Annotated in this window: 14 protein-coding genes, 2 pseudogenes and 2 riboswitches; of the genes and pseudogenes, 4 read left to right on the forward strand and 12 right to left on the reverse strand. The window is 40.5% G+C overall.

Going from position 1 to position 14,568, the window contains the following annotated elements; all coding sequences use genetic code 11:
* Positions 1–145 precede the first annotated feature (145 nt).
* Positions 146–586: a DUF5391 family protein gene (locus Q5794_RS18125; protein WP_214987466.1), complete on the forward strand. Its 441-nt coding sequence runs from the start codon at positions 146–148 to the stop codon at positions 584–586.
* Between the two features lie 349 nt (positions 587–935).
* Here the strand turns inward: Q5794_RS18125 and Q5794_RS18130 are convergent.
* Positions 936–1,560: pseudogene (locus Q5794_RS18130) on the reverse strand (transglutaminase family protein).
* A gap of 139 nt (positions 1,561–1,699) precedes the next feature.
* Between Q5794_RS18130 and Q5794_RS18135 the strand changes: the two are divergent.
* Together Q5794_RS18135 and Q5794_RS18140 are read left to right on the forward strand one after the other, a co-directional pair.
* Positions 1,700–2,332, forward strand: a complete 633-nt coding sequence (locus Q5794_RS18135) for a LysE family translocator (protein ID WP_192995441.1) — start codon at positions 1,700–1,702, stop codon at positions 2,330–2,332.
* A gap of 166 nt (positions 2,333–2,498) precedes the next feature.
* A complete protein-coding gene (locus Q5794_RS18140) occupies positions 2,499–2,639 on the forward strand; it encodes a hypothetical protein (RefSeq protein ID WP_013058226.1) in 141 nt (46 codons plus the stop codon).
* A 105-nt stretch (positions 2,640–2,744) separates the two neighbouring features.
* Here the strand turns inward: Q5794_RS18140 and Q5794_RS18145 are convergent.
* The 3 genes and pseudogenes from Q5794_RS18145 to Q5794_RS18155 all read right to left on the reverse strand — a co-directional run bounded on the left by Q5794_RS18145 (position 2,745) and on the right by Q5794_RS18155 (position 3,715).
* Positions 2,745–3,157, reverse strand: a pseudogene (locus Q5794_RS18145) (DUF5301 domain-containing protein).
* 31 nt (positions 3,158–3,188) lie between these two features.
* Positions 3,189–3,353: a hypothetical protein gene (locus tag Q5794_RS18150; RefSeq protein WP_013058228.1), complete on the reverse strand. Its 165-nt coding sequence runs from the start codon at positions 3,351–3,353 to the stop codon at positions 3,189–3,191.
* A gap of 161 nt (positions 3,354–3,514) precedes the next feature.
* Complete coding sequence (locus Q5794_RS18155; protein ID WP_214987468.1) at positions 3,515–3,715, reverse strand: helix-turn-helix transcriptional regulator; 201 nt, start codon at positions 3,713–3,715, stop codon at positions 3,515–3,517.
* 241 nt (positions 3,716–3,956) lie between these two features.
* On the opposite strand from Q5794_RS18155, the gene Q5794_RS18160 reads away from it, so the two are divergent.
* Positions 3,957–4,088 (forward strand): hypothetical protein, encoded by a 132-nt coding sequence (locus tag Q5794_RS18160; RefSeq protein WP_259345520.1) that lies wholly within the window; start codon positions 3,957–3,959, stop codon positions 4,086–4,088.
* 22 nt (positions 4,089–4,110) lie between these two features.
* Here Q5794_RS18160 and Q5794_RS18165 read toward each other — a convergent pair whose 3' ends face one another.
* The 8 genes from Q5794_RS18165 to Q5794_RS18200 form a co-directional block, all read right to left on the reverse strand.
* Positions 4,111–4,611, reverse strand: coding sequence for a GNAT family N-acetyltransferase (locus tag Q5794_RS18165; protein WP_192994719.1), 501 nt, complete (start codon positions 4,609–4,611; stop codon positions 4,111–4,113).
* 119 nt (positions 4,612–4,730) lie between these two features.
* Entirely contained in the window at positions 4,731–5,348 is a 618-nt protein-coding gene (locus Q5794_RS18170; protein WP_013058231.1) for an acetate uptake transporter family protein, read from the reverse strand.
* Between the two features lie 142 nt (positions 5,349–5,490).
* Positions 5,491–7,785, reverse strand: a complete 2,295-nt coding sequence (gene metE / locus Q5794_RS18175; protein ID WP_214987469.1) for a 5-methyltetrahydropteroyltriglutamate--homocysteine S-methyltransferase — start codon at positions 7,783–7,785, stop codon at positions 5,491–5,493.
* Positions 7,786–7,934: 149 nt separating this feature from the next.
* A riboswitch (cobalamin riboswitch) is annotated at positions 7,935–8,124 on the reverse strand.
* Positions 8,125–8,203: 79 nt separating this feature from the next.
* A riboswitch (SAM riboswitch) is annotated at positions 8,204–8,314 on the reverse strand.
* An 80-nt stretch (positions 8,315–8,394) separates the two neighbouring features.
* Positions 8,395–8,646, reverse strand: coding sequence for a hypothetical protein (locus Q5794_RS18180; protein ID WP_057273687.1), 252 nt, complete (start codon positions 8,644–8,646; stop codon positions 8,395–8,397).
* 523 nt (positions 8,647–9,169) lie between these two features.
* On the reverse strand, positions 9,170–10,549 hold the full coding sequence (locus tag Q5794_RS18185; protein WP_192994725.1) for a sugar porter family MFS transporter: 1,380 nt from the start codon (positions 10,547–10,549) through the stop codon (positions 9,170–9,172).
* Between the two features lie 151 nt (positions 10,550–10,700).
* The gene (araA, locus tag Q5794_RS18190) at positions 10,701–12,125 is read right to left on the reverse strand and encodes an L-arabinose isomerase (protein WP_214987470.1); all 1,425 of its coding nucleotides are present in this window, start codon (positions 12,123–12,125) and stop codon (positions 10,701–10,703) included.
* Positions 12,126–12,154: 29 nt separating this feature from the next.
* Positions 12,155–12,853: an L-ribulose-5-phosphate 4-epimerase gene (locus Q5794_RS18195; RefSeq protein WP_192994729.1), complete on the reverse strand. Its 699-nt coding sequence runs from the start codon at positions 12,851–12,853 to the stop codon at positions 12,155–12,157.
* Positions 12,847–14,478 carry a xylulokinase gene (locus Q5794_RS18200; protein ID WP_214987471.1) on the reverse strand — a complete coding sequence of 544 codons (1,632 nt, stop codon included), beginning with the start codon at positions 14,476–14,478 and terminating at the stop codon, positions 12,847–12,849. Before Q5794_RS18200 ends, Q5794_RS18195 begins: the two co-directional genes overlap by 7 nt.
* Between the last annotated feature and the right edge of the window lie 90 nt (positions 14,479–14,568).

The raw sequence follows: 14,568 nt of genomic DNA on the forward strand, positions 1-14,568 counted from the left end.
ATGTACACGTGTATTATCTTAACCCGGCTTCTCTTCATTATTATCCAACCTATCAAAGGTTTTTGTGAAAAAATGGTGTTTCAATTGAGCTTTTATTGTAAAATTAATCCATATGCTTATTTATTGGAAAGGAGGTTAAAAAACAGTGCGTAATTCTACAGCAAAAAATAGTGTGATAGTCACCACTTTGCTTTCTGCACTATTTTTCTGCTTCATTTTGGTTCTTGGTTCGCTTTCTCCTCTAGCAGATTCAGGCCCCAACGTTAATACGTTCGGCTCAACAGGGCTGTGGTTATCTCTTGGCATGGTTCTATTTTTATACCTATTGCCTTTAGCTTTTTATATGTTTGGAATCAATTTCTTAAAATTTGTCATGGCTGCTTTTTGCAGCATCGGACTTTTAATCGCTGCTAGTACTCTATTACTGATGCCGGCTCTGTTTTTGTTCGGATTAGAAGATTTCTCAGGAAACTTATCTTCAATTATAGGAATAATGATTTCTTGTTTAGGTTTGCTGATTACGAATATTGTGTGGTTTGTTGCTGCGTTTAAAAGACCGTCAGCCACCGTGCAGGAAAGCGTTTAAAATGGTGAAGAGGTTGAGACATAACTATGTCCATTCCATCTAAAGGCGAACAAATTGGAGAGACGAGCTGAACCGCTTGTGACATCGCTGTTGATTTCTATGCAAGACTTCGCTTTCCGGGGGCGGGCGGTGAGCCTCCTCGTCGCTTCCGCTCCTGCGGGGTCTCACCCCTTCCGCTTTTCCCGCAGGAGTCTTCGTCTTGCTCTCCAATCATCAGCTAGAAGCAGCCGCATACATACCCACATTTATCCTATCAATAAAAAATCCCAACGAATTTCATTCTCTATCAAAAAACCAGTACATCGTTCTGATCTTGCTTCAACTAACATACTTTTGTCCCAACCTCTTTTTATAGCTCGGTAGGCAAGTAGTGCAAATACATATCTAAGCAGTCTTCGTACTGAGACAACACGTCCATTGTTTTTTTATGAGGTTTTGTATAAATAACCGGATACTCAATTTCACCCCGTATAGAATTCGCCGGAAAAGCCAGTTTTTCTTTTTTTAGCGAAAAGTCGGCCTGCACTCCTTGTTTATTTCCTCTTGCGTCTAATCGGATCCATCTCTCTTCACTTTTGATGTAGACAGCATTTAAGGCATGAATACAGTAGCCTGTGTCTAACGTATCTCCGAGTATCAGCCTTTGATAACAAAAGCCTGCAGGAATCCCTTCTGCACGCAGCAAAGCAGCTAATAGATTACACTTGCTGTAACAAATTCCTTCCTTTTCTTTTAAAGCCTCTGAAGCGGTTTTCGTGATGATTCTGCTTTGAATATCCCAGGAATGAGATACTCCATCTCTCACAAACTCATATGCTTTTTTTATGTACGCTAGTGAAGAATGAGGCAAGCCGCTTTTGAGTTCACGTACCTTTTGTTGAATCAAATTGTTGAATCAAAGGATGTATAAAGTTCACTTCTGGAAGTTCTTGCGTATAGTCTTCTTTTTTCAACGATTCACAAATTAATTTCATTTACTTTTTTCCTCCTCTTATATTCACCATATGTTTTTTTATACATAATATTGAATTTTATTACATATTTTTATATAATGAAAGACCACTTAAACGGAAAACGATAGTAGATACGAGATTGAAAGAGGTTTTGTTTTTGGTGACGTTATTTTTAACAAATGTGCTGCTCGGTCTTTCGATTGCCCTTCCCGTTGGTACGGTGACAATTGAAATGACAAAGCAAGGTTTAAAAAACGGGTTTCTTCACGGATGGGTTGTTGGACTCGGAGGAATGACGGTTGATTTATTACTAATTGTGCTTCTTTATTCTGGACTGGCTTCTGTTTTATCGGCTCCTTTTATACAGCTTATGATGTGGCTTATAGGGGCGCTTTTTTTACTTTATATTGGCTATGACAGCATTAGACATGCCGACCATGATATAACGGCTCCTGGGGAACACGTAAAAAAGTCGTTTGCCTCTTCTTATGTGAACGGGATCTTTGTTGCGATTTCTCCTAGCAATCTCATTTTTTGGCTGAGCGTGTTTGGAACGGTGCTTACAAATTCGCTTCAATCCTCTCATTCTTTTCATTTCCTGCTGATTGCTGCCGGAATATTAACAGGGATTTTAATTCATGACCTAGGCTTAATGACGATTGTCTCTGGAACTAGAAAAGTGCTGAATCAGCTTTATATTAAATGGGTTTCTATTGCGGCAGGATGTATCTTAATCGGTTTTTCATGCTATTTCCTCTACCGATTTATTGGGAATCTGCGCATGTACTTTTAATGTTTCTACATATTTTATGACTTGCTATATCCCCTCTTTATCTAGTATAGAGAGGGGATTTTTATAATCTATCAGGGACTATCAGACAAAAAGTTCACATTTTCGTCACATTTCTATTGATTTTTTTCTCTTTTTATACGAAAATATAAAAAAGGGAGGAAATATCATGAAAATCAAAAAAGCACTTCGCATCTTTATTGGATCAAACGTCCTTGTATTATTAACATTCGGCCTTCTTCCAGCACTATTGGTTAACCCTGATATTGACCTAATTCAATCATTTATTAATTATATAGGCAAGGATTAATTCCACTTTAAATAGTCGTAATTTTCAATCTATTATTTCGATAAAAAAGACAGCGCAGGCTGTCTTTTTTAGTAGGTTTGAAAAAGCCTACGGTACTTTTTAGGCTTATTTAGTTGAAAACAGCTTTTTAACATCTACTTTTTGATCTTTAACAATCGTATATGTCTCCTGTTTTTTATCTTCAAAGCTAAACGCTTTTATGTAGTCATTATCGTAAATCGTTAAGCCGTACGCATCTTTTCCGTTTTCGACGATTTTTACCCAGTAAGCTTGGTCAAACTTTGGGTCGAGCTCCTTGCTTTTTTTACTTCTATTTTTGCCAAAGAATGTACGATTTGCTTTATCTCTTTTTTATCATCTACTACATGTTTTCCTTCGTCTGTATCTATTTCAATACGCGTAACGTTTGCTTCATCTACTTTTATGACCTCTTTTAACTGATAGGCTTTCCCGGTATATGTAAAATAAAATACGACGATAAATAAAAGTGCAGCTATAATAATCGTTCTTTTTTTCAAAAGGAACCTCCTTTTCTACATCACGCTGCATTCACGTGATACACCTTTTTATTCCTCCTGTTCCGCAGCCCTTTAGGACAATGCTGCTTCCTACAAGTAAACTATACGTTAATCCCGGAACAGGAAGTACTAACGTTACCATCAACAGTAACATGCCCGTACTTGTAAGAGCTACTCCGGCAGCTCGATTTTTCATTCATTTCACCACCGTTGCTCTGTAAATCTCTTTTTATAAAGTGATAGAAGTAATATTGATCTACTATTTACTTATGTGCTTTTAGCTTATAGTACAGAAATGTCAAAACTTCTACTAGTAAGATCACTACTTCACATTACCTTCTCTTTTTAACTAACTCATCATGATTGATGAAATAAAAACAGCTCATCTACTGTTGCTCCCAGCTCCTCAGCCAGCTGAAAAGCCAGCGTTAAGCTTGGATCATACTTATTGTTTTCAATTGCATTAATCGTTTGTCTCGATACGCCGCATACTTTTGCCAGTTCGTCTTGAGACATCCGTTTGATTTTACGCAGTTCTTTAATTCGATTTTCCACCATTCATCACTCATCTCTAAAATGTAAAAAACTTTTTACATCCATATCTTATATTATCCTCCTTGTTACTGTCAAATATGTTTGACAAAGTAGAGTCTTTTACATAACTGAAATAGAGATTGGAACAAAAGTAGGTTAGTTGAAGGACAATGCGAACGAGTTTGATTAAGAATCCACCTCGTGCTAATTTTTTATGGGTATGGTGAACGTAGGTTTCGTGTATGTAGGTGCTTCTAGCTGATGATTGGAGGGCAAGGCGAAGACTCCTGCGGGAAAAAGCGGAACAGGTGAGACCCCGCAGGAGCGCAAGCGACGAGGAGGCTCAGCGGCCGCCCGCGGAAAGCGAAGCCTTGCACGGAAATCATTAGCGGTGTAACAAGCGATTCATAGTAGTAACATTAAAGCTCCTTACTCATATTAAACCACTGCACGCCTGCATGCTGAGACTCCGCTACTCCTTGATTCACATATCCGTTTTTTTCGTAAAAAGGAATCAATTCTTCTTTACATGTTAAAGTAACCGTTAAGCGCTGTTTGTTCCGCGCTTGTTTTTCAAACTCTCTTAGCAGCATACTGGCAATTCCTTTGTGATGATGCTTGGGATTTACAACGATACCCAAAATACTTTGATAACCGCCTGTCTCAGGGTTCGAAATCGTTTTTTCAAACAAATCATCCGTAATAAACGGAGCTGAAATGACGGGACCGTTCACATATCCGATTATTTCTTCATTTTCTTGGGCAATGATAAACGTATCAGGAATGGTTTTGATCCGCGTGATAAATGCATCTTTTGAGGCAGCTTCTTCAGGTGTAAAGCCTTTGTTTTCTAACGTAATTAATTGGTTTAAATCTTTTTCATCCACTTGTCTTATAATCATTGGAACGTTTCCTTTCATTAAAAGCTACTATTATATATCTCTCTTTCTACTATATATAAAAATGCCCAAACAAAAAAGGATTGACCTCTGCATCATACAGAATTCAATCCTACTTCGCTTTTTAATTAACGTCTTGATTATTTAATAAATGCACCAAATGGCTTGCCCACCGGAAGCACAACTCGACCGTAGTGAGTATTTAATACAGCCGCTGCAGATCCATAGAATGAAAACAGAGCAATCAATAGCTCTGACACTGCTGCTAGTAAGTGCGTGTATTCATATGCCACACCAAATGTACTTAGCGATAATCCAATGAATAAGAAATCAATTAACACAAAAATAATAAATAATACTTTATGAGTGCCCATTGCTCCAACTGTCATAAAGACGCTGAAAATCAAGTAGCCGACAAAAGCAAATGCGAGCTGCTTTGGATCCGCTTCTTTTGCGAGCGCTTCCCCAAATGCTCCAAGCTGAATAAGCCATGTCATAGCTACACCTAGCCAAAATAACCCGAAGGCACCAAAAGCAGTTGCGCCGAAGGTATTATTATGTTTGAAATCTTGCATAGACGCGATTAACTGTCCTATTCCGCCTAAAAAAATCGCCCATGGCAATACCAATGAAACACCATCGGTTACCCCAAGCTTTTGAAACGATGCAACAAGTGTCACCATGGCAAGTCCGAATAGACCTAGCGCTGATGGATCCGCTGTTACAATTTTAACGTGCTGCGTGCTGTTGTTACTCATGTTGTACCTCCCTGATTTTAAAAACACCTTTAAAAAGATACAAAAATGTACGGGAAGTGTCAATGGATATTTTTGGCCTTTTAAAATCCCATAAGACCAAGCAGTGTAGCGGTTACACTGCTTGGTCTTTAATTTCTTATCATTAAACGTTTTGTAATAAATTTTGTCTGGTTTGTTTTGCAGACTCAACCATCACTTTTAAAGCTTCAACCGTCTCGTTGATTCCTCTTGTTTTAAGGCCGCAGTCGGGATTAATCCAAAATAATGCAGGATCAAGTACCTGCAGAGCGCGGTCAATGTTTCGCTGAAGCTCTTCAAGCTTCGGTACGCGCGGGCTGTGAATATCATACACGCCAAGTCCAATTCCTTGATTGTACGTATGTTTTTCAAATGCATAAATTAATTCACCGTGGCTTTTAGATGTTTCAATAGAAATTACGTCGGCATCAAGCGCTTTAATCGCATCAATAATTTCTTCGAATTCCGAATAGCACATATGCGTGTGAATTTGCGTCTTGTTTTGCACCGATACCGTAGCTAGCTTGAACGCATACACCGCAGCGTTCAAGTAGCTGTCCCAGTTTTCTCGTTTTAACGGCAGTCCTTCACGCAGTGCCGGTTCATCTACTTGAATCATTGAAATGCCCTGACTTTCAAGTGCTTCTACTTCTTTTCTAAGGGCAAGCGCAATTTGATTTGCCACGTCGTAGCGCGGGATGTCACAACGCACAAACGACCAGTTTAAAATCGTAATCGGACCCGTCAGCATTCCTTTAACCGGCTTATTTGTTAGAGACTGTGCGTAGACCGTTTCTTTGATCGTCATCGCCTGCTCGTACGATACATCTCCGTAAATAAGCGGCGGCTTCACGCAGCGAGAACCGTAAGATTGCACCCAGCCAAACTTCGTAAACTGAAAGCCTCCTAATTTCTCACCGAAGTATTCGACCATGTCCGTACGCTCAAACTCTCCGTGCACAAGTACATCTAAGCCGATGTCTTCTTGAATTTCAATCCATTTTTTTATTTCCTCGTTAATGTACGCTTCATATGCTTCATCGTTTAACTCGCCTTTACGCCATTTTAGACGCTCTTTTCGCACTTCTTTTGTTTGCGGAAAGCTTCCAATCGTTGTCGTTGGAAGAAGCGGCAGTTGAAAAGCTTCTTGTTGAACGCGCTGACGTACGTCAAATGACGCTTGTCGCTCTGCTTTATAGCTGTGCAGCTGCTTCAGCTCTTTTTGCACGTCTTGATGATTTCGAAAAGATGATCCATTTAATGCTTGAATTGCCTGTTTGCTTACGCTTATTTCTTCTTCTATTGCTGCTTTTCCTTGCTGCACTGCTTTTGTTAAAAGCGTGATTTCCTTTAGCTTTTCATCTGCAAAAGAGAGGGCATTTTTCAATACTGGATCAATCGTTTCTTCATTTTTCACCGTGACGGGAACATGTAATAAACTTGATGAAGGCTGCAGAATTAGACGGTCTTTTGATACGGCTTCTTCAATTTCACTGATCGTTAAAAGCTGTTCGTCCAAATTTTCACGCCAAATGTTTCGTCCGTCAATCACTCCTGCTGCCAGCACTTTATTAGTCGGAAAACCATATTTATTAAGCGCAGTGAGATTTTCTCCTCGGTCATGCACAAAGTCTAAACCGATTCCTTCAACAGGAAGAGACACAACTTCTTTGTAGTGATCAACGCTGTCAAAATACGTTTGCAAAATGACTTTTACATTTGGTGCCGCTTTTTTCAAAGCTTGATAGACTTCTGTGTAAAGCGCCAGGTCTTCTTTTGATAGCGTTGTAGATAAAACCGGCTCATCTATCTGTACCCACTCGACGCCTTCTGCCTGCAGCTCCGCTAAGATAGTTGCATAAAGCGGAACAAATTGTTCAACTACTTCTTTAAACTCACTTTTTTTATATCCTTTTGACAGCTTCACAAATGTTACTGGACCTAGAATAACGGGCTTGCCGTTGATATTCAGCTTTTCTTTTGCTTCTTTGTAAAATTGAAGCGGGCGATTTTCTACAAGCACAGGAGTACATTCCTCAAGCTCGGGTACGATGTAGTGATAATTTGTGTTAAACCATTTTGTCATCGTAGAGGCTACCGCACCTTTTGTTCCTCGCGCGATGTCAAAATACGTTTCAAGCGATACCGGTCCTCCGTCGTACTCAAAGCGCTTTGGCACTAAACCAAACATAGCGGCTGTATCTAACACGTGATCGTATAAGCTAAAATCGCCGACTGGAATCAATTCAATTCCTGCATCACGCTGTTTTTTGAGATGCCCTAGATGAAGAGCTTCAATTTCCTGCAGAAAGATATCTTTCTCTAGCTTTCCTGCCCAAAACTGCTCAAGCGCTTTTTTCCATTCTCGTTTTTCACCAATTCTTGGATAACCTAAGTTTGAACTTTTTACACTGCTCATTTTTTCCACTCCCTGTATATTTTTTTATCGATAAACTAAAAAATCTCTCTTTTCGAAATAAAAAGAGAGATGATACGCATACTTAACTAAAGTTGAGATAGCCTGTTTTTCTCAACACGTATTTCTCACTCCTCTCTATATCCCGTAGAGCTTAAGTGCATACAACAGGCAGGTCTCCTGACTTAGGTTCATCGCTTCTTATCCCTTCCCATTTCAACATGAAACAGTGGTTAATAAGTTGCTCCCCATTACAGTGGCGGGACCGCGCCGGCTTTTCACCGGTCTTCCCTTTTAAGCTGCGTACATTCGTTACACAGCACCTGATGCATTTTTATAAAATTGTTCATTCAAAATATATTCACATAAAATAAAAAGCCTCTCTATCACGAATAGAGAGGCATAGTATCTATGAAATCCTCTCTTATTTTTCAAAGCTGTACGCTTTGCAGGATGTAGCACCTTTTCAACAAGAATGTTAAATGGTTGCCGGGCTTCACAGGGCCAGTCCCTCCGCCTCTCTCAATAAGAGTTTTAATTATTTATAATATTTCGAATGTAGAGTCATCTTAACACCTTAAATTTATGTTGTCAAAAGAAATTTCAAAAAAATTAGTTTTTAGGAGGCGTTGACGCTAATTTTTGCCTTAACAATTTGTAATCATCTTTTCGATGTGTTTCGATTAAATCTTTTGCTCCTTGGTGATATCCTGACGAATAAATGTACTCTACCGCTGTTTCGATGAGCTTTCTTTTTTCTTCGGCACACTCCCGGTCCATTAAGGGGAACAGTCTACCTAAAAGGTCATTTAAATCTTCCTTGATAAAACGATCAAGTCCTTCTTGCATCTTTTCGTTTGCCATGATTGCTCCTCCATTTGCTGTGTATGTTCTAAGCCTGTACAAACAGGCATTTCACTGTGAATTTTAAGATAAAGTTAAGTCATTAAACAGTATATCAAGTGAATGTTTTTCTTCAATTACATATGTAATACAAATATATGACAAATGTAGAGAATATACCATCATTCATTATCTATTATAACGTTTGACTGAGCCTTCTGCTACAAGGTTTCGTTAAGAGTTATGTACGGTTTTCCAAAAGAGGTTGAGACATAACGAAGTGAATCCAATCTAAAGGCAAATGGGATACATGAGCTGAATCGCTTGTGACACCGCAGTTGATTTCCGTACAAGACTTCGCTTTCCCCGGGAGTCTTCGTATTGTCCTCCAATTACCTGCTAGAAAGACCTATACACATGAAACCTACGTTTACCCTAACAAAAAAAACGAACCACTAATCAAACACTTTGATTAGTGGTTCGTTTTTCACTTCAGCTAAAATACTTTTATCTCAGCACCTTACATTTAAAACATTTACGACAATTAAACATATTTATTACGCTCAACTGGACTTACAGAATTTCTTCCAGAGCGAGCTGCCATGTCCGTTTCAATTTGCTCTAGGCTACGTCCTTTTGTTTCGACAACTACAAAGCGTATGAAGAATAATCCAAGAATACAAATGATCCCGAACGTTGAAAAGATAACGCCCAAACTAAACTGATCAGCTAAAATTGGGAACACAAGCCCTACTGCCAGCGATCCCGTCCAGTTAAAAGCAGATGAAATCCCAGCACCGATTCCGCGTACAGAAAGCGGGAAAATTTCTCCTACAATGATCCACGTAAGCGGTGCCCAAGAAAACGCATAGCAAAGGATAAAGCAGCAAAGAGCAATTAACGTAACCCAGTTCACGACGACTTCATTAACGCCTAATGCTCCTAGAATAGCCGGTGTAAAAAATGAAAGAGCCATACCCGCGCCGCCAATCGTAAGAATGGTACGGCGGTTGAATTTATCAACAAACTGCAGAAAAATAAGTGTTGTCACGACAAAGATTACCCCAACGATGACCGTAAAACCAGCAGCTACCTGCGGGGCTAAACCAACTTGACGAGCAATGCTTGTTGCATAATAAACAATTGAGTTTGAGCCTTGAATCTGCTGAAAAGTTGCCATTCCGACACCGATTATTAATGCTAAACGAAACTTTTTATGAAACAACTGTTTAATGCCTGATTGTTCATGAACAGCTACGCTTTCAATTTCAGACACTTCAGCTTCCACTTCAGCTGTTGAGCGGCGAAGCGTGCGCAGCACTTCACGCGCTTTATCTGCCATTCCATTTTTAATTAAATAACGAGGCGACTCTGGAAGCTTGATCATACCGATGCATAATACAATTGCAAAAATACCGGCGCTGCCAAGCATTAATCGCCAGCTGTTTGGAACCGGCTCAAAAATAAAGGCTACGATATAGCTTAATAATAATCCAATTACAATCATTAGCTGATTTAAACCTGAAAGCTTCCCGCGAATATTAGCAGGTGCGATTTCTGACATATAGGCAGGAACTAACGAAGATGCCGTTCCTACTGCTGTACCTAAAAAGACGCGCGCAATCGTTAACGTAATTTCCTCTGGTGCAATCGCTGAACCAATGGAGCCTAAAAGAAAGATGATAGACGAAATTAAAATTAACTTTCTTCGCCCAAACTTATCGCCTAATAATCCGCTTAAAATAGAACCGATAATTGCCCCACCCATTAGCGACGAAACCACAATTCCCAGCCAGAGCGGACTTAAATGAAACGCTTCACGAATATGACCTTCTGCACCAGCAATAATCCCAATATCATAACCGAATAAAATACCGGCAAATGAGCCGAAGAAGAAGATAAACTTACTTGATACTTTACTCATGATTATATATCCCCTTTGTATTGTCTTAGTTTTGCTTCCTATCACACAAACTTAAAACGCTTTCATTTATTTCTAAAAACGGCGTTCTTTTACTAAGTTGCGCTATATTTTTACTTCCCAGGAAGCAGCGCTCCCTCGGAAGTAGTGATGCTTACTTAATAATGACGTACTCTAGATCAACAAGCTTTGCATAGCTCACGATTTGATCGGTCGTTAAATTTAATGAAAGAACCGTATGATGACCTCCTCCGTTTTCAATCCACGCTTTAACGCCGTCTTGGAAGTTCGGCTTAATGTTCCAAAGCACGCGCGCTACCGGAAGATGTGGAGCTGGAACTTCCGGCTCAAATGCCGATACTTCGTTAATTAACAGCTTGTAATGCGTGCCAAAGTCAGCCATGGAAACCACTACGCCTTCTCCTTGTTTACCGTCAAACACTAAGCGAGCCGGATCTTCGCGGTTACCGATACCTAGCGGAGAAACGATTAGTTTTGGCTTGTTTACCGCTAGCGTCGGGTCTACTTCAAGCATGTGTGATTGAAGCACTGACTCACGTCCGGGAGCCAATTCATACGTGTAGTCTTCCATAAAGCCCGTTGACTGATTATGGCTCATTACTTTGAGCAGGCGGTCAAGCGCCGCTGTCTTCCAGTCTCCTTCACCAGCAAAGCCGTAGCCCTGTGCCATCAAGCGCTGTACGGCTAGACCTGGAAGCTGTTTCATACCGTATAGATCTTCAAAGTTAGTCGTAAAAGCGCTGTAGCCGCCTTCATCTAGAAAACGTTTAATCGCAATTTCATAGCTTGCCTGTACTTTTACGCTAGACTCCCAGTCTTCTACAGAATAATCACCGTAAACAAATTCGTACGCGTCGGCATATTCAGCAAACAAATCATTGATTTCTTCTTCGGTCACAGCATTTACATATCGAACAAGGTCACCGATTCCAAAGTAGTCAACCGTCCAGCCAAATTGAATTTGCGCTTCAATTTTGTCTCCTTCCGTTACTCCGACGTTGCGCATATTGTCGCCGAAACGCGCAACTTTAATGTTGAAGCTTTCGTTATAAGCAGCGGCTACATCCATCCATTGTGCAATTTGCTGCTGTACTTCGGGGCGCTCCCAGTAGCCTACTACGATTTTATTTTGCTTGTTTAAACGCGCGTTGATGAAACCGTATTCACGATCACCGTGAGCGGACTGATTCAAGTTCATAAAGTCCATATCAATCGTTTCCCAAGGAATGCTTTCGTTAAATTGTGTCGCCAAATGAAGCAGCGGTTTTTGTAGTAGCTTGGTGCCGAGAATCCACATTTTTGCAGGCGAGAACGTATGCATCCACGTGATTACACCGGCAACTTCATCTCGGTAATTCACTTCTTTCATCATCTTTGTAATCGTATCAGCACTCACAGCTAAATCTTGCAGAACAATCGGATAAGGTAAGACACCGCTTTCATTTAAAGCATCAGTCATGCTTTGCGCGTGTGCTTTTACTTCTGCTAGCGCTTCTTTTCCGTAAAGATGCTGTGAACCAACAATAAACCAAAATTCTTTTTGAGCTGTTTTTAACATGATAATCCCCTTTTCTGTATGCAAGTCTTTTACTGTCCTTGCCCGTAATACGCGTTTTGTCCGTGTTTTCGTAAATAATGTTTGTCTAATATACGCTGCGGCAGCTCTTCAGCCAGTCCGTTTAATTTTTGTGTAAAAAAATTCATTTTGGATACTTCATCTAGTACGACGCTGTTCATTACCGCCGATTTGGCATCTTTTCCCCACGTAAACGGCCCGTGCCCTTGAAGTAAAATACCAGGAACCGCTAGCACATCTAAGCCGCGCTCTTCAAACGTTTCGATAATCACCTTGCCCGTTTCCACTTCATATCCGTCATTCACTTCTTTTTCTGTCAAAAAGCGCGCGCACGGTATGGAACCATAGAAGGTATCGGCATGAGTCGTTCCCATTGGTTGCACATCAAGTCCTGCTTGAGCCCAAATGGTCGCCCACGTTGAATGCGTATGGGCAATACCGCCGATTTGCGGGTAGTGTTTATAGAGTACGGCATGCGTCAGCGTATCGGATGACGGATTAAGCTCACCTTCTACCACGCGGCCATCTAAATCAACGACTACCATATCTTTGGCTGTCATTTTTTCATACGTAACGCCGCTTGGTTTAATCACAAACAAACCGGTGTCTCGGTCAACTGCACTTACATTTCCCCACGTGTACTTAACCAGTCCGTGTTTTGGCAAATCGACGTTTGCTTGAAATACTTCTTCTTTTAATTTATCTAGCACACTAACTCCTCCCGTTCTTCGCTGTGGTGCTCTGCAGCTGCTTTTTCAATCACTAGCCCTTTTTTATATCTTTTAATAAATGCTTCAAATCCTTTTACATCGAGTTCGTCAGGATAAATTTCTTGTGCGGTCACTTCTTTAAAGACTTTATCATCCAAGAAATCTTCTAAACTTTCATTCTCACTTTTATTGAGCATATAAGAAGAAAGAATAGCCATTCCCCACGCGCCTCCTTCTCCTGCTGTGTCCATGACAGAAACAGGCGTGTTGATTGCCGCTGCCATCATTTTCTGGCCAACTACCGGCGTTTTAAATAATCCTCCGTGCGCTAAAATGCTATGAATCTTTACATTTTCTTCTTTGACTAAAAGATCCATTCCTATTTTTAAAGCACCAAAAGCTGTAAAAAGATGTGTACGCATAAAGTTTGCTAGATTAAAATTGCTTTTTGCTGAACGGACAAATAACGGACGTCCGCTTTCTACTCCGGTAATATTTTCACCTGAGAAATAGCCGTAGCTAAGCAAGCCCCCTCCATCAGGATCAGCTTCTAACGCTTTATTTAACATCACTTCGAATAATTTATCCGACTCTACTTTTTGTCCCATCGCCTCCGAAAATTCACGAAACAATCCGAGCCATGCATTTAAGTCGCTTGAGCAGTTATTCGCATGAACCATTCCAACTGGACTGCCGTTTGGCGTGGTAACCAAATCAATTTCCGGATAAACGTTTGAAAGCTTTTTATCTAATACAATCATCGCAAAAACGGACGTTCCTACTGAAACATTTCCCGTGCGTTTTCTTACGCTGTTTGTCGCCACCATTCCCGTCCCTGCATCTCCTTCTGGAGGACAAAAGGGAATGCCCGGCTGCAAATTTTTTGATTGATCTAAAATGCTAGCCCCAATGGCTGTTAATGTACCTGCTTGCTCGCCTGAGGTATGAACTGCAGGCAGAATATCTGATAGTTGCCACGGATACCCTTTGTGATAAATGAGGTCATCAAACTGCTTCATCATATCTTCACTGTAATTTTGCGTGCGTTCATCAATCGGAAACATCCCCGAAGCATCTCCAATGCCAAGCGACTTACTGCCCGTCAGCAGCCAGTGAATATAGCCGGCTAGCGTTGTCATGTAATCAATGCGCGGCAGATGTTTTTCTTGATTGATGATTGCTTGATAAAGATGCGCAATGCTCCATCGTTCAGGAATATTAAATTGGAAATGTTCAGTTAATTCTTTTGCTGCTGTACTTGTTGTCGCGTTACGCCACGTTCGAAACGGAACTAACAGCTCACCCGTTTTATCAAACGCCATATATCCGTGCATCATAGCTGAAACACCGATGGAGCCAACTGTTCTGATGGTGATCCCGTAGCTTCGTTCCACTTCTTGCTTCATTTCACGGTAAGCACTTTGCAGACCTGTAATAATATCGAGTAAGTTGTACGTCCAAAAACCGTCTTCTAAGAGATTTTCCCATTCATAACTGCCCGATGCGGTCGTTTCAAAGTTTTCATCAATCAGCACCGCTTTAATACGAGTAGATCCAAGTTCAATTCCAAGGGACGTTTTCCCTTTAGCAATTGCTTGTTTTATGCTTTCTTGAGTTGTTTTCACGTTTAATCTCCTTTCTGATAGCTATAACAATACCTATAGCAGCAAGGAAGCGCTTTCCGTTTTATGTAACGCTGTTTGAATTTGTTAACA

Origin of the sequence: Priestia megaterium (assembly GCF_041941685.1) — a bacterium.
Taxonomy (GTDB): Bacteria; Bacillota; Bacilli; order Bacillales; family Bacillaceae_H; genus Priestia; species Priestia megaterium_C.

Coding starts and splice junctions, on each gene's coding strand:
- Q5794_RS18140 (WP_013058226.1), top strand. CDS start 2,499: ATGAAAATCAAAAAAGCACTTCGCATCTTTATTGGATCAAACGTCCTT.
- Q5794_RS18150 (WP_013058228.1), bottom strand. CDS start 3,353: ATGAAAAATCGAGCTGCCGGAGTAGCTCTTACAAGTACGGGCATGTTA.
- Q5794_RS18155 (WP_214987468.1), bottom strand. CDS start 3,715: ATGGTGGAAAATCGAATTAAAGAACTGCGTAAAATCAAACGGATGTCT.
- Q5794_RS18165 (WP_192994719.1), bottom strand. CDS start 4,611: ATGAAAGGAAACGTTCCAATGATTATAAGACAAGTGGATGAAAAAGAT.
- Q5794_RS18170 (WP_013058231.1), bottom strand. CDS start 5,348: ATGAGTAACAACAGCACGCAGCACGTTAAAATTGTAACAGCGGATCCA.
- metE (WP_214987469.1), bottom strand. CDS start 7,785: ATGAGCAGTGTAAAAAGTTCAAACTTAGGTTATCCAAGAATTGGTGAA.
- Q5794_RS18180 (WP_057273687.1), bottom strand. CDS start 8,646: ATGGCAAACGAAAAGATGCAAGAAGGACTTGATCGTTTTATCAAGGAA.
- Q5794_RS18185 (WP_192994725.1), bottom strand. CDS start 10,549: ATGAGTAAAGTATCAAGTAAGTTTATCTTCTTCTTCGGCTCATTTGCC.
- araA (WP_214987470.1), bottom strand. CDS start 12,125: ATGTTAAAAACAGCTCAAAAAGAATTTTGGTTTATTGTTGGTTCACAG.